12 protein-coding genes are annotated in these 13465 nt (G+C 73.2%); 5 read left to right on the forward strand and 7 right to left on the reverse strand.

The window, feature by feature from the left end; translation table 11 throughout:
- The 4 genes from KS423_RS22180 to KS423_RS22195 all read right to left on the reverse strand — a co-directional run.
- Positions 1-208, reverse strand: a 208-nt coding sequence (locus KS423_RS22180; protein WP_224281319.1) for a hypothetical protein, incomplete at its 3' end; no start/stop codon positions are given.
- Positions 209-544: 336 nt separating this feature from the next.
- Entirely contained in the window at positions 545-1282 is a 738-nt protein-coding gene (locus KS423_RS22185; protein ID WP_224281320.1) for a succinate dehydrogenase/fumarate reductase iron-sulfur subunit, read from the reverse strand.
- Complete coding sequence (locus tag KS423_RS22190) at positions 1279-3243, reverse strand: fumarate reductase/succinate dehydrogenase flavoprotein subunit (RefSeq protein ID WP_224281321.1); 1965 nt, start codon at positions 3241-3243, stop codon at positions 1279-1281. Before KS423_RS22190 ends, KS423_RS22185 begins: the two co-directional genes overlap by 4 nt.
- A complete protein-coding gene (locus KS423_RS22195; protein WP_224281322.1) occupies positions 3240-3944 on the reverse strand; it encodes a succinate dehydrogenase cytochrome b subunit in 705 nt (234 codons plus the stop codon). The genes KS423_RS22190 and KS423_RS22195 overlap by 4 nt, the downstream gene beginning before the upstream one ends.
- 96 nt (positions 3945-4040) lie before the next feature.
- Between KS423_RS22195 and KS423_RS22200 the strand changes: the two genes are divergently transcribed.
- Positions 4041-4964 (forward strand): LysR family transcriptional regulator, encoded by a 924-nt coding sequence (locus KS423_RS22200; protein WP_224281323.1) that lies wholly within the window; start codon positions 4041-4043, stop codon positions 4962-4964.
- Between the two features lie 765 nt (positions 4965-5729).
- On the opposite strand, the gene KS423_RS22205 is transcribed toward KS423_RS22200, so the two are convergent.
- Positions 5730-6218: a glutathione peroxidase gene (locus KS423_RS22205; protein ID WP_224281324.1), complete on the reverse strand. Its 489-nt coding sequence runs from the start codon at positions 6216-6218 to the stop codon at positions 5730-5732.
- A gap of 160 nt (positions 6219-6378) precedes the next feature.
- Positions 6379-8160 carry a glyoxylate carboligase gene (gcl, locus tag KS423_RS22210; RefSeq protein ID WP_224281325.1) on the reverse strand — a complete coding sequence of 594 codons (1782 nt, stop codon included), beginning with the start codon at positions 8158-8160 and terminating at the stop codon, positions 6379-6381.
- A 736-nt stretch (positions 8161-8896) separates the two neighbouring features.
- Here gcl and KS423_RS22215 point away from each other — a divergent pair.
- Positions 8897-10378, forward strand: coding sequence for a SulP family inorganic anion transporter (locus tag KS423_RS22215; RefSeq protein WP_224281330.1), 1482 nt, complete (start codon positions 8897-8899; stop codon positions 10376-10378).
- Positions 10379-10555: 177 nt separating this feature from the next.
- Positions 10556-10867 (forward strand): MTH1187 family thiamine-binding protein, encoded by a 312-nt coding sequence (locus KS423_RS22220; RefSeq protein WP_224281326.1) that lies wholly within the window; start codon positions 10556-10558, stop codon positions 10865-10867.
- Here the strand turns inward: KS423_RS22220 and KS423_RS22225 are convergent.
- Complete coding sequence (locus KS423_RS22225) at positions 10856-11326, reverse strand: DoxX family protein (protein WP_224281327.1); 471 nt, start codon at positions 11324-11326, stop codon at positions 10856-10858. The genes KS423_RS22220 and KS423_RS22225 overlap by 12 nt on opposite strands.
- Before the next feature lie 152 nt (positions 11327-11478).
- On the opposite strand from KS423_RS22225, the gene KS423_RS22230 reads away from it, so the two are divergent.
- Both KS423_RS22230 and KS423_RS22235 read left to right on the forward strand, forming a co-directional pair.
- A complete protein-coding gene (locus KS423_RS22230) occupies positions 11479-12057 on the forward strand; it encodes a TetR/AcrR family transcriptional regulator (RefSeq protein WP_224281328.1) in 579 nt (192 codons plus the stop codon).
- Between the two features lie 78 nt (positions 12058-12135).
- Positions 12136-13465: MFS transporter (locus tag KS423_RS22235; protein WP_224281329.1), on the forward strand; the 1330-nt coding region annotated here is incomplete at its 3' end.

Here is a 13465-nt window from a genome sequence, read left to right on the forward strand (position 1 = left end):
CTGCCTCGGCGGCCCGCCCGGCCAGCGCGGCCCGGGCGGCGGCCAGCGCGACCCGGGCGAGCAGCGGGTCCTCCCGGACGCCGGTTGCGTGCTTGGCGCTCTGGCAGGCGGTGCACCAGACCGGCGAGGCCGGCCCGTCCGGGTACACCATCTCCTCGGGCGGCAGGTAGTGCCCACCGCACTCGACGCACTCGAAGACGAACCTCATCCGATGATCACCGTCCCGGATCCGTGGCACCGACCGCAGGGCGACCAGAAGGTGTGGACGCTGGGCACCATGCTTCCTTCCTCGTCCAGTTCGACCGTTGCCTCGGTCTTCTGGGTCCCCCCGGACCCGCCGCAACCGGAACAGGACTGAACCTCGGGCATATGCCGTCCTTCCGTGGCGGACCACCACCGTAGCGCGATTCTCCGTCAGGAAGCACCGCTCCCGGCGATCCACCACCCGTACGGGTAGCGCGAATCGCCGCCGCACGCCCCGCGCAACGGCGTCGGCCCCCCGCCTGAGCACCAGAGCGAGGGGCCGACCGTACGAGAGGGAGTGTCAGCCGCGGGCGGCCCGCAGGAACTCCCGGTTCATCGCCGCGATGCTGGGCAGCGGGATGCCCTTGGGGCAGGCCGTGGCGCACTCACCGGTGTTGGTGCAGCCGCCGAAGCCCTCGGCGTCCATGGCCGAGACCATGTTCCGCACCCGGGCGGCCCGCTCCGGCGCACCCTGCGGCAGCACGTTGAGGTGCACCACCTTGGCGGAGGTGAAGAGCATCGCCGAGCCGTTCGGGCAGGCCGCCACGCAGGCGCCGCATCCGATGCACTCGGCGTGCTCGAAGGCGGTGTCGGCGGCCTCCTTGGGGACGGGCGTGGCGTGCGCCTCGGGGGCGCTGCCGGTGGGGGCGGTGATGTAGCCGCCGGAGCCGATGATCCGGTCGAAGGCCGAGCGGTCCACCACCAGGTCCTTGACCACCGGGAAGGCCGCCGCCCGCCAGGGTTCGACGTCGATGGTGTCGCCGTCCTGGAAGTGCCGCATGTGCAGCTGGCAGGTGGTGGTGCGCTCGGGGCCGTGCGCCTGGCCGTTGATGACCATGCCGCAGGCGCCGCAGATGCCCTCGCGGCAGTCGTGGTCGAAGGCGACCGGCTGGTCGCCGCGGGTGATCAGCTCCTCGTTGAGGGTGTCCAGCATCTCCAGGAAGGACATGTCCGGGCTGATCCCGCTGACCCGGTAGGTGGTCATCGAGCCGGGTGCGTCCGGGCCCGCCTGGCGCCAGATGCGCAGGGTGAGGTTCATGCGTAGCTCCGCTGGGTGGGGTGGACGTGCTCGAAGTCGAGTTCCTCGCGGTGGAGGACGGGCGCCGCGCCGGTGCCGGTGAACTCCCAGGCTGCGGCGTAGGAGAACTCCTCGTCGCGGCGGGCGGCCTCGCCGTCGGGGGTCTGGCTCTCGGTGCGGAAGTGGCCGCCGCAGGACTCGGCGCGGTGCAGCGCGTCCAGGCACATCAGCTCGGCCAGCTCGAAGTAGTCGACCAGACGGTTGGCCTTCTCCAGGGACTGGTTGAGCTCCTGTCCGGTGCCGGGCACCTTGATCCGGCGCCAGAACTCCTCGCGCAGCCGCGGGATCCGCTCCAGCGCCCGCCGCAGCCCGGCCTCGTCGCGGGCCATCCCGCACTCGTCCCAGAGCAGTTCGCCGAGCTCGCGGTGGAAGGAGTCCGGGGTGCGGTCGCCGTCCACCGCGAGGATCAGGTTGAGCCGGTCCTCGACCTCGGCCTCCGCCTCGGCGAGCACCGGGTGGTCGGCGGGCACGGCCGGCAGCGGGTGGCGGGCCAGGTAGTCGTTGACGGTCGGCGGCAGCACGAAGTACCCGTCGGCCAGGCCCTGCATCAGGGCGCTGGCGCCGAGCCGGTTGGCGCCGTGGTCGGAGAAGTTGGCCTCCCCGATCGCGAACAGCCCCGGGACGGTGGTCTGCAGGTCGTAGTCGACCCAGAGCCCGCCCATCGTGTAGTGGATCGCCGGGTAGATCCGCATCGGCACCCGGTACGGGTCCTCGGCGGTGATCCGCTCGTACATCTCGAAGAGGTTGCCGTACTTGGCCTCGACGGCGTCCCGGCCCAGCCGGCGGATCGCGTCGGCGAAGTCCAGGTAGACGCCCTGGCCGCCGGGGCCGACGCCCCGGCCCTCGTCGCAGACGTTCTTGGCGGCCCGGGAGGCGATGTCGCGCGGCACCAGGTTGCCGAAGGAGGGGTAGATCCGCTCCAGGTAGTAGTCCCGCTCCTCCTCCGGGATCTGCCCGGGCGGCCGGTTGTCGCCCTTGGCCTTGGGCACCCAGATCCGGCCGTCGTTGCGCAGCGACTCGCTCATCAGGGTGAGCTTGGACTGGTGGTCGCCGGAGCGCGGGATGCAGGTCGGGTGGATCTGGGTGAAGCACGGGTTGGCGAAGTACGCGCCGCGCCGGTGCGCCCGCCAGATCGCGGTGGCGTTGGAGTTCTTGGCGTTGGTGGAGAGGTAGAACACGTTGCCGTAGCCGCCGCTGGCGAGCACCACGGCGTCCGCGGTGTAGGAGCGGATCTCTCCGGTGACCAGGTCGCGGGCGACGATGCCGCGGGCCCGGCCGTCGACCACGAGCAGGTCCAGCATCTCGGTGCGCGGGTGCAGCTCCACGTTCCCGGCGGCGATCTGCCGGGAGAGCGCCTGGTAGGCGCCGAGCAGCAGTTGCTGGCCGGTCTGGCCGCGGGCGTAGAAGGTCCGGGAGACCTGCACGCCGCCGAAGGACCGGGTGTCCAGCAGGCCGCCGTACTCGCGGGCGAACGGCACGCCCTGGGCCACGCACTGGTCGATGATCTCCACCGACACCTGAGCCAGCCGGTGCACGTTGGACTCGCGGGCGCGGAAGTCGCCGCCCTTGACGGTGTCGTAGAACAGCCGGCGGACCGAGTCGCCGTCGTTGCGGTAGTTCTTGGCCGCGTTGATGCCGCCCTGGGCGGCGATCGAGTGGGCCCGCCTGGGGGAGTCCTGGAAGCAGAACTGGACCACGTGGTAGCCCTGTTCGGCCAGGGTGGCGCCGGCCGCGCCGCCGGCCAGGCCGGTGCCGACCACGATCACGGTGTGCTTGCGCCGGTTGGCCGGATTGACCAGCTTGGCGTCGAACCGCCGCTGGTCCCAGCGCTGTTCGATCGGCCCGGCGGGGGCCTTGCCGTCGGCGACCGGCTCGCCGACGGTGTAGTCGGCGTACGTGCTGCTCACTTCATCACTGCTCATTTGACGACTCCGGTCATCACGGCCACGGGGACGGACAGGAAGCCGGCCGTCAGCACCAGCGCCAGGCCGTTCGCGATCAGCTTGAGTGCCCGGTCGCGGCGGGCGTCGTTGGCGCCGAGGGTCTGCGCGGCGCTCCAGAACCCGTGCCGGATGTGCAGGCCGACGGCCAGCATCGCGACGATGTAGAACACGTCGACGTACCAGCGGCCGAAGGAGGCCACGATGTTCTGGTACGGGTGGTCGTGCTCGGCGGCCGGGTTCACGGTCAGCGTGGTGAGGTCGAGGATGTGCCAGACGATGAACAGCGCCAGGATCACCCCGCCCCAGCGCATGGTGCGGGTCGCGTAGCTGGCGCGGCGGCGCCGGTGCACGTACTTGCTCGGGCGGGCCGCGAGGTCGCGGCGGCTGAGCTGGTACGCGGACACGCCGTGCAGCACCACGGCGGCCAGCAGGCCCGCGCGGGCGATCCACAGGAACCACTCGTGGCCCAGGAAGGGCTGCCCGATGGTGCGCAGCCAGGCCGCGTAGCCGTTGATGTCGTCCGGGCCGGAGAACACCTTGAGGTTCCCCAGCATGTGCGCGACCAGGTACAGCAGCATGACCAGTCCGCTGACGGCCATGACCGCCTTCTTGCCGACGGTCGACCGCCACAGGGTCAGCAGGGTGGACGGATGCCTGGCCGTCCGAGTCGCGGTTGTCATGGCTGCAACGGTAGGGACGGCGGGTTCGGTGCGTCCAAGACATGATGCGGCTCGTGACGATAGGCACCGACTATCAGTGCGGCCTATCCTGGCCCTGTGCAGCTCCAGCAACTCCGCTACTTCCTGGCCGTGGCCGAGACCCGGCACTTCACCCGGGCCGCCGAGGCGGCGCACGTCGCGCAACCGTCGCTCTCGCAGCAGATCCGGGCGCTGGAAAGGGAGTTGGGCGCCGAACTGTTCCACCGCACCCGGGGCAACATCGCGCTGACCGACGCCGGGGACGCCCTGCTGCCGCTGGCCCGGCGCATCCTCGCGGACACCGAGAGCGCCCGGCTGGCCGTACAGGAGACGGTGCAGCTGCGCCGCGGCCGGGTGCGGCTGGGGGCGCCGCCGAGTCTGTGCACCAGCCTGGTGCCGGACGTGCTGCGGGTCTTCCGGGACCGCTACCCGGGGGTGACGCTGGTGGTCCGCGAGGGCGGCTCGCGCGACCTGGTCGGCTGGCTGGCGGCGGGGGAGCTGGACCTCGCGCTGGTCATCACCCCGCCGAGCGGTGAGCAGGCGCCCGCACTGGCGGTCACCGCGCTCCTGCACGAGGAACTGGTGCTGGTCGCGGCCGAGCGGCAGGCCCGGCGCAAGGTCCGGGTGACGGAGCTGAAGGGCCGGCCGCTGGTGATGTTCCGGGAGGGCTACGACCTGCGCGAGGCGACCCTGGCGGCCTGCCGGGCGGCCGGGTTCGAGCCGGAGTTCGCGGTGGAGGGCGGCGAGATGGACGCGGTGCTGGGCTTCGTCCGGGCCGGGATCGGGCCCGCCGTCGTCCCCGGCATGGTGGCCGCCCGCTCCGGACTCGCGGTGACCGCGTTCGCCGGGCCGGGGCTGGGCCGCACCATCGCGGTCGCGCACGGCCACGAGGTGCCGCTCACCCGCGCTGCCGAGGCGCTGCACACCACCCTGCTGGCCCACCTGCGCGACGCCGCCCGCAGCGGCGAACTCCCGCCGGGCACCACGCTGCTGCTGCCGTGATCCCGATCCCGATCCCGGTCCCCCTCCCGAGCCCGCGCGGGAGGGGGTGCGGGTTCGGCCAGGCCGTTTCGGTTCCCTGCCTCGCCAGACCTCGCGCTGTGGCAAGCAGCGCCTCGTCCAGGGCGGTCGGGGTGACGCCGAGCGTGCTGCGTGTCGGTCGAGTCGAGGACGTGTGGGTTCTCGGTGGCGTAAAGCATCTCAATGAGTTCGCCGAAGACGGGGTTCCGCTCCGCGAGCGTGAGGAGAGCATCGCGGTCGAGACGCTCCAGGCGCGGATCGGGGGAGGCTGTCAGCTTCGCGAAGCGTTCCGCCAGTTCACGCACGGGGACGTTCGCCGCCGGCACGTGCCAGGCCCGCCCCCAGGAGCGGGTGTCATGGGCGGCAGCCACCAGTGTCGAGGTCACGTCCCCGACGTACGACCAGGACTGCAGTACATCGAGACGTCCGGCATAGGACGCCACCTCGCCCGCCAGAACCTGTGGGGCGACCGACAGCGTGAAGGGACTCATCACCGCCTCGCCCAGGAACGCTGCTGCGCGCACCTCGGTGACCTCCACGCGCCCGGGTCCAGCTCACCCCCACCGCGTACCGCGCCCAGTGGCGGGGCACGACGGCAGCCCGGCGCGCGGCATCCAGGGGCTGAGCTTCTTGCGAACCGCGAAGCCCCCTGCTCCGCGATCGAAGCGGCCCCGTCGAGACCACGGATGAGGCTGCGAACGCAGAAGGCCCCGGGCTGCGAGCCCCGGGCCCTCGTCGTGCGTGTGGTCAGGCCGGCAGCACGGCCTCGATCGCGGCGATCAGCTCGTCCGACTCCGGCTCGACGCGCGGGCGCAGGCGCGCGACGACGGTGCCGTCCGGCGAGATCAGGAACTTCTCGAAGTTCCAGCTGACGTCCCCGGCCTGGCCCTCGGCGTCGGCCACCTGGGCCAGCTGCTGGTACAGCGGGTGCCGGCCGTCGCCGTTGACGTCGATCTTCTCGAACAGCGGGAAGGTCACCCCGTAGGTGGTGGAGCAGAAGCTCTGGATCTCCTCGGCGCTGCCCGGCTCCTGCCCGGCGAACTGGTTGCACGGGAAGCCCAGCACGGTGAACCCGCGCCCGGCGTAGCGCTTCTGGAGGTTCTCCAGGCCGGTGTACTGCGGGGTCAGGCCGCACCTGGACGCGACGTTGACGATCAGCAGCGCCTTGCCCTTGTAGTCGGCAAGGGACGCGGCCTCGCCGGCCAGGGTGTGCAGCGGGATGTCGTACAGGCTCACGGTGGTGGTCCTTTCGGCAGGGGTCGGCAGGAGTGCGGAAATCGGGTGTCGCCCGGGGCCACCGTAGCGGCCCCGGACGGCTCAACCGTGTCGGCACCCCCGGTGTTCCGCCTGCGAGGGGGCGTACGGAGCGGCTCGTACGCCCCAATCCCCGACGGGGTCAGGGGGCCAGCGGCCTGATGGCCGTCGGGGCGTGCTCGGGGAGGGTGGCGAGCTCCTCGAACTCGTTGACCTTGTCGATGTCGGCGGCGGCCATCGAGATGTTGGTGACCCGCTCCAGGATCGCCTCGACCACGACCGGGACGCGGAACTCGGCGGCCAGCTTCTTGGCCTCCTCGAAGGCGGGGAGCAGGTCCTCCGGTTCGGTGACCCGGATCGCCTTGCAGCCCAGGCCCTCGACGACCTTGACGTGGTCCACGCCGTAGACGCCCAGCTCCGGCGCGTTGACGTTCTCGAACTCCAGCTTGACCTGGAAGTCGATGTCGAAGTTTCGCTGCGCCTGGCGGATCAGCCCCAGGTAGGAGTTGTTGACCAGCACGTGGACGTACGGGATGCGGTGCTGGGCGCCGACCGCCAGCTCCTCGATCATGAACTGGAAGTCGTAGTCGCCGGAGAGCGCGACGACCTGGCCCCCGGGGTCGGCGGTGGCGACGCCGAGCGCGGCCGGGATGGTCCAGCCGAGCGGGCCGGCCTGGCCGCAGTTGATCCAGTGCCGCGGCCGGTAGACGTGCAGCAGTTGGGCGCCGGCGATCTGGGACAGGCCGATGGTGGTGACGTAGCGGGTCTCCGGGCCGAAGGCCCTGTTCATCTCCTCGTACACGCGCTGCGGCTTGAGCGGCACGTCGTCGAAGTGGGTGCGGCGCTGGAGCCGGGCCCTGCGCTCCTGGGCGGAGGCGGCCCAGGCGCTGCGGTCCTTGAGCGTGCCGGCGGCCCGCAGCTCGCGCGCCACCTCGACGAACAGCTCCAGTGCGGCCCTGGCGTCGGAGGCGATGCCGAGGTCCGGGGCGAAGATCCTGCCGAGCTGGGTGGGTTCGATGTCGACGTGGACGAACGTGCGGCCCGCGGTGTAGACGTCCAGGCCGCCGGTGTGGCGGTTGGCCCAGCGGTTGCCGATGCCGAGGACGAAGTCGGAGGCGAGGAAGTTCTCGTTGCCGTAGCGGTGCGAGGTCTGGAGGCCGACCATGCCGGCGTTCAGCTCGTGGTCGTCCGGGACGATGCCCCAGCCCATCAGAGTCGGGACCACCGGGACGCCGGTGAGCTCGGCGAACTCCAGCAGCAGCTCGGAGGCGTCGGCGTTGATGACGCCGCCGCCCGCGACGATCAGCGGGCGCTCGGACTCCTGGAGCAGTGCGACGGCCTTCTCGATCTGGGTGCGGTTGGCGGTCGGCTTGTAGACCGGAAGCGGCTGGTAGGCCTCCGGGTCGAAGTCGATCTCGGTCAGCTGGACGTCGATCGGCAGGTCGATCAGGACCGGGCCGGGGCGGCCGGAGCGCATCAGGTGGAAGGCCTGCTGGAACACCCCGGGGACCTGGGCGGCCTCCAGCACGGTGGTGGCGGCCTTGGTGACGGGCGCCGCGATCGAGGCGATGTCGACGGCCTGGAAGTCCTCCTTGTGCAGCCGGGCGACGGGCGCCTGTCCGGTGATGCAGAGGATCGGGACGGAGTCGGCGATCGCCGAGTACAGGCCGGTGATCATGTCGGTGCCGGCCGGGCCGGAGGTGCCGATGCAGACCCCGATGTTGCCGGCCGCGGCGCGGGTGTAGCCCTCGGCCATGTGGGAGGCGCCCTCGACGTGCCGGGCCAGTGTGTGCCGGATTCCGCCGGAGGCCTTGAGCGCGGCGTAGAACGGGTTGATGGCTGCGCCCGGCACGCCGAACGCGACCTCGACTCCTTCGAGCTTGAGGATCTCCACGGCCGCGCGGGCGGCTGTCATACGAGGCATCGGATCTCTCCTGCGTCGGCCCGCAGTGGCTCGGAGGGCTCATCTTCCGAATTCCACCATACGGAAGAGCGGTTTCTGAATGTGGAAACAAGGTAGGGCGGGGCCGTGGGGGCGTCAAGAGGGCTTCAACAGAATGTGGAAGCCTGGGGCGAGGTGGCCGGGCAGAGGCATTCGCACGTCAGGACGGCCATCGCGCTGGTGTACCCGTGGAAGCGGACGCTCCGCGCCGGAAAGCGCAGCCGGTGTGCAGTGCCCGTGAAGGGGCGGTGCCGCCTGTGGGCCCGCCCCGCCGCCCTGGGTACCGTCGGTGGCACGCCGGGCCCGTGACGTCCGATTGAGGCCGCGGCAAGGGGGGTTCGGGAGCGCCGGGGAGCGGGGGAACTCCGCCGGCGGCCCCGTCCAGGACCAGCGTGCCCGGTCCGCCGCACCCGAGCGAGGGACGCACCCCCTGGCCGCACCGACCCGACACCCGCCGCCGCGCTCCGGTCCGCCCGGACCCGCGGCCGTACCGCTGTCGCCGCCCCTCCGCGGTCCCTTCCCCTCTCCCTGCTCCTCGCCCTGCAACGGCGCGCCCGCTGCGGCGGGTGCGCGGAAGGAACGTCCCCATGCGCTGCTGCACCCCTGCCCGGTCCCTGGCGGTGACCGGGTGAACCCGCCGCCCCACCGGAGCGACAGCCCGCCGGGCCGCCTCCGCAAGCACGGCCCGCCGGGCCGGCCCCGGACCCCGGCCGCCGCCCTGCGCGCCGTCCCCTGGCGCCATGACCTGCCCGCCTCACTGGTGGTGTTCCTGGTCGCCCTCCCGCTCTGCGTCGGGGTGGCCGTCGCCTCCGGCGTCCCGGCCGAACTCGGGCTGGTCACCGGGATCGTCGGCGGCCTGGTGGCCGGCCTGCTGCCCGGCAGCAGCCTCCAGGTCAGCGGGCCCGCGGCCGGGCTGACCGTCCTGGTCGCCGACGCCGTCCAGCGCTTCGGTGTCGGCGCGCTCGGCCTGCTGGTGCTCGGCACCGGCCTGCTCCAGCTGGCGATGGGAGCCCTGCGGCTCGGTCGCTGGTTCCGGGCGATGTCCGCCTCGGTGGTGCACGGCATGCTGGCCGGCATCGGACTGACCCTGGTGTTCGGCCAGCTCTACGCGCTCGCCGACCGCCGCGCCCCCGCCACCGGGCCGGAGAAGATCGCCGGACTGCCCGAACTGCTGGGCGACGTGCTGACCGCCGAGGCCGGCCCGAGCGCGGTCGCCCTCGGCCTCGGCACCCTGCTGGTCCTGGTCGGCTGGAAGTACCTGCCGGAGCGTGCCGCCCGCGCCGTCCCCGCTCCGCTGGCCGCCGTCGGCCTGGCCGCCGCCGTCACCGCGGCCGCCGACCTGCCGGTGGCCCGGATCCGGGTGGCCGGGCTGCTCGACGTGGTCCACCTGCCCGACCGCGACTCGCTGACCGCCCTGGCCGGCACCGCCGGGCTCGGTACGGTCGTCGCCTTCACCCTGATCGCCTCCGCTGAGACGCTGTTCAGCGCCGCCGCCGTCGACCGGATGCACCACGGCCCGCGCACCGACTACGACCGCGAGCTCACCGCCCAGGGCGTCGGCAACGCCGTCTGCGGACTGCTCGGCGCGCTGCCGATGACCGCGGTGATCGTGCGCAGCGCGACCAACGTCCAGGCCGGCGCGCGCACCAAGGCCTCGCGGGTGCTGCACGGCGGCTGGCTGCTGCTGTTCACCGCGCTGCTGCCCGGCGTGCTCGGGCTCGTCCCGCTCACCGCACTGGCCGCCGTGCTGGTGCACGCCGGCGCCAAACTGGTGCCGGTGCGCCGGATCGTCGCGCTCTGCCGCGGACACCTGGGCGAGGCGCTGGTGCTGGCCGTGACGGCGGTCGCGATCATCGCCACCGACCTGTTCGACGGGGTGCTGATCGGCGTCGGTCTGGCGGTGGCCAAGTCGGCCTGGCAGACCTCGCAGCTCCAGATCGCGGTGGAGGAGCACGCGCAGCCGTCCGGGCAGCCGCTGCACCGGGTGCGGCTGACCGGCAACGCCACCTTCCTGCGGCTGCCCCGGCTGCTGGACGCCCTGGAACGGCTGCCGGGGGACCGGCCGGTGGAACTGGACTGGTCCGGGCTGCGCCACCTGGACCACGCCTGCACGGTGGCCCTGGTCTCCTGGGCCGACCAGCACCGGGCCCGCTCCACCGCGCCGCTGGCGGTCGAACCGCCGCTGCCGAGTGTGGCCTGACGTCTAGCCTGGTCGTGGGCCCGGGGCGCCCCCGGGCCCCACCCGGCCCGCGGCCCCCCCCGGGGCCGCGGCGGGGGCGCCGCCCGCGGGGGGCGGGCGGCCCCCCGTCCGCGGGGGGGGGCCCCGGGCCCCCCCCCCCCCCACGACCGTGCCGTCGACCACAAGGAGCGCAGAGCCGTGATCGCAGCCTTTTCGGTGACCCCGCTGGGGATCGGCGAGGACGTGGGGGAGGCGGTGGCCGCCGCCGTCCGGGTGGTGCGGGAGAGTGGTCTGCCCAACCGCACGGACGCGATGTTCACCAGCATCGAGGGGGAGTGGGACGAGGTGATGCCGGTGATCAGGGCGGCGATCGAGGCGGTGAAGGCGTACGGCAACCGGGTGAGCACGGTCATCAAGATCGACGACCGGGCCGGGGTCACCGACGGCCTCACCGCCAAGGTCGCCTCGGTCGAGCGCCACCTGGCCGCGGACGGTCCGTCAGACCGTTGACGTCGGCCGAACCGCCGGCTCGGCCGTGGCCAGGGGCCGGCGGGCGAACAGGCGGTCCAGGGCGTACGGGCCGGAGCCGAGTGCCGCGATGGCCAGGAAGGCCCAGCAGAACATCACCGAGGGCTCGCCCCCGTTCTGCAGGGGCAGCAGCGCGTGCTCCTGGTGGACGGTGAAGTAGGCGTAGGCCATCGAGCCGGAGCAGAGCAGGGCGGCCACCCTGGTGCCGGCGCCGAGCAGCACCAGGGTGCCGCCGACCAGCTGGATCAGCGCGGCCCACCAGCCGGGCCACTGGCCGAGCGGGACGGTGCCACCGCCCTTGGCGCCGCCGAGCACGCCGAACAGCGAGGCGGCGCCGTGGCAGGCGAAGAGCAGGCCGACGACGATCCGGAACGCCGTCAGCACGATGGGTCTGACGGCTTCGGCGGTCTGGCGGGGGTGGTTGGGGCGGTGTGCGGGCATGCGGAACGCCTCCTGTGGGGGGAGGAGGTGGATGGGAGCGGTAAGGGTAGCCATGGTCTAGTCCACTTGGCAATGCTCCGTCAGGAGTCAGGTCTGGACCATTGATCGCCCTTTCTTGACCGATCGATCCAGAAAGGGCTACCGTTCCCCCCATGGCGCGAACGAAGGAATTCGACCCGGACGCGGCGCTGCAGGCGGCCCTGGAGCTGTTCTGGCAGCGCGGCTACGAGGCCACCTCGATGGCCGACCTGGTCGAGCGGCTCGGCATCGCCCGGGCCAGCATCTACGCGACCTTCGGCAGCAAGCGCGAGCTGTACCTGCGGGCGCTGGAGCGCTACTGCGAGCAGAGCGACTCGGCGCGGCTGCTCGATCTGTCCCAGCCGGGCCCTGCGCTGCCGGCGGTCCGGGCGCTGGTCCGCCAGTACGCCGCGACGGGCGAGCGGGAGCGCCTGCGCGGCTGCTTCGTCACCAACACGGCGGTGGAGCTGGCCCCGCACGACCCGGACGCGTCCCGTCGGGTGGAGGCGAGCCTCGACCGCCTGGAGACGCTGCTCACCGCCGCCCTGGTGCGGGCCGCCGCGCAGGGCGAGCTGCCCGCCGGGCGGGACCCGCGGGCGCTCGCCCGGATGCTGGTGGTGCTGCTCCAGGGCATCCGGGTGGTGGGCAAGGCCGCCGACGACGCGACCCGGGTGCGGGACGCCGCCGAGCAGGCGCTGGCGCTGCTGGACTGACGCCCGGTCCGCTCGGGCCGGCGTCTCCCGCTGGGTCCATTCTGGATCGAACGGTCTTTATAGGGGGGAGGGTTTTACATGGCCGTCATCACTACCAGCCGGTACGGCTTCGCGCTGCTCGGCGTCGTCCAGGCGGTGCTGATCTTCACGATCACGATCCTGACCGTGCCGCTGCCCCTGGTGGCACGGGAGTTCACTCTCGGCCCGTCCGGGGTGCTGCTGCTCAGCGCCGCCTACGGGCTCTCCTTCAGCTCCTTACTGTTGCTCGGAGGCCGGTTGACGGACCGTCACGGCGGGCGCCCGGTGCTCCGGACGGGCCTGGTGCTGCTCGCCGCCGCCTCTCTCGCCTGCGCCCTCGCGCCCGGCTACCCCGTCCTGCTGGCGAGCCGCTTCGTCCAGGGTGCCGGCGCCGCCCTCACCGCCCCGGCGGCCGTCGCGGTGGTCCGGGTGCTGCACCCCGAACCCGCCGCCTACCGCCGGGCGATGGCCACCTGGGGCGGACTCTCCGTGCTCGGCGCCACCGTCGGCAGCGTGGCCTCGGGCGCGGTCGCCGCCGCGGTCTCCTGGCGCTGGCTGTTCGCGGTGCCCGTGCTGGTCGCCCTGGTCGGCCTGGCCCGTTCCGCCGCCCTGCCCACCGCCGCCCCCGTCGGCCGCGGTCCAGGACAAGGACCCGCCCTGGACCTTCGCGGCGCCGCGCTCGCCACCGCCGGGATCTGTGCGGCGAGTTACGCCCTGGTGGCCTCCGCCGAGCACGGCTGGCGCAGCCCCGGGACGTACGGCCCGCTGGCCGCCGGGCTCGCCCTGCTGACCGCCTTCGCCGCCGCCGAACGCCGCACCGCCGACCCGCTGCTGCCGCCCGGCTTCCTCGGCTTCCTCGCCGACCGGCGCCGCGCCACCGCGCTTGTCGCCGTCATGGCCACCGCCGCCGGCACCGCACTCACCTTCGTCCTGCTCTCGCTCTACCTCCAGCAGCTGCGCGGCTGGAGCGCCGCGGCCACCTCCGCCGCCTTCCTGCCGTACGCGGCCGTCCTGCTGCTCTCCGGCCGGCTGGCCGGCCCGCTGACGGTCCGGTACGGGCCCGTGGTCGTCACCGCCGGCGGCCTCGCCGTGGCGGCCGCCGGACTCGGCCTGCTGTCCGGGCTCGCCCCCGGCAGCGAGTACGCCCCCGGCCTGCTGCCCGGACTGCTCCTGCTGCCCGCCGGCGCCGCCGCGGCCTTCGCCGGTGCGGCCGTGCTCGCCACCGGCGGGGTGCCGCCCGAGCGCACCGGGCTGGCCGCAGGAGTGTTCAACACCGCCATGGAACTCGGCCCCACGGCCGGACTGGCCGCCCTGATGGCGCTCGCCGCCACCCGCCCGAGCGTCGTCGGCGGCTACGCCGCGGCCTTCGCGGCAGCCGCCGCCGGGCTGG

The sequence above is a fragment of the Streptomyces sp. LS1784 genome (assembly GCF_020103755.1).
GTDB lineage: Bacteria > Actinomycetota > Actinomycetes > Streptomycetales > Streptomycetaceae > Kitasatospora.

What these genes read in the sequence shown, in the direction of transcription:
- KS423_RS22185 (WP_224281320.1), bottom strand. Translation starts at nt 1,282, where the DNA reads ATGAACCTCACCCTGCGCATCTGGCGCCAGGCGGGCCCGGACGCACCC.
- gcl (WP_224281325.1), bottom strand. Translation starts at nt 8,160, where the DNA reads ATGCCTCGTATGACAGCCGCCCGCGCGGCCGTGGAGATCCTCAAGCTC.
- KS423_RS22195 (WP_224281322.1), bottom strand. Translation starts at nt 3,944, where the DNA reads ATGACAACCGCGACTCGGACGGCCAGGCATCCGTCCACCCTGCTGACC.
- KS423_RS22225 (WP_224281327.1), bottom strand. Translation starts at nt 11,326, where the DNA reads ATGCCCGCACACCGCCCCAACCACCCCCGCCAGACCGCCGAAGCCGTC.
- KS423_RS22190 (WP_224281321.1), bottom strand. Translation starts at nt 3,243, where the DNA reads ATGAGCAGTGATGAAGTGAGCAGCACGTACGCCGACTACACCGTCGGC.
- KS423_RS22230 (WP_224281328.1), top strand. Translation starts at nt 11,479, where the DNA reads ATGGCGCGAACGAAGGAATTCGACCCGGACGCGGCGCTGCAGGCGGCC.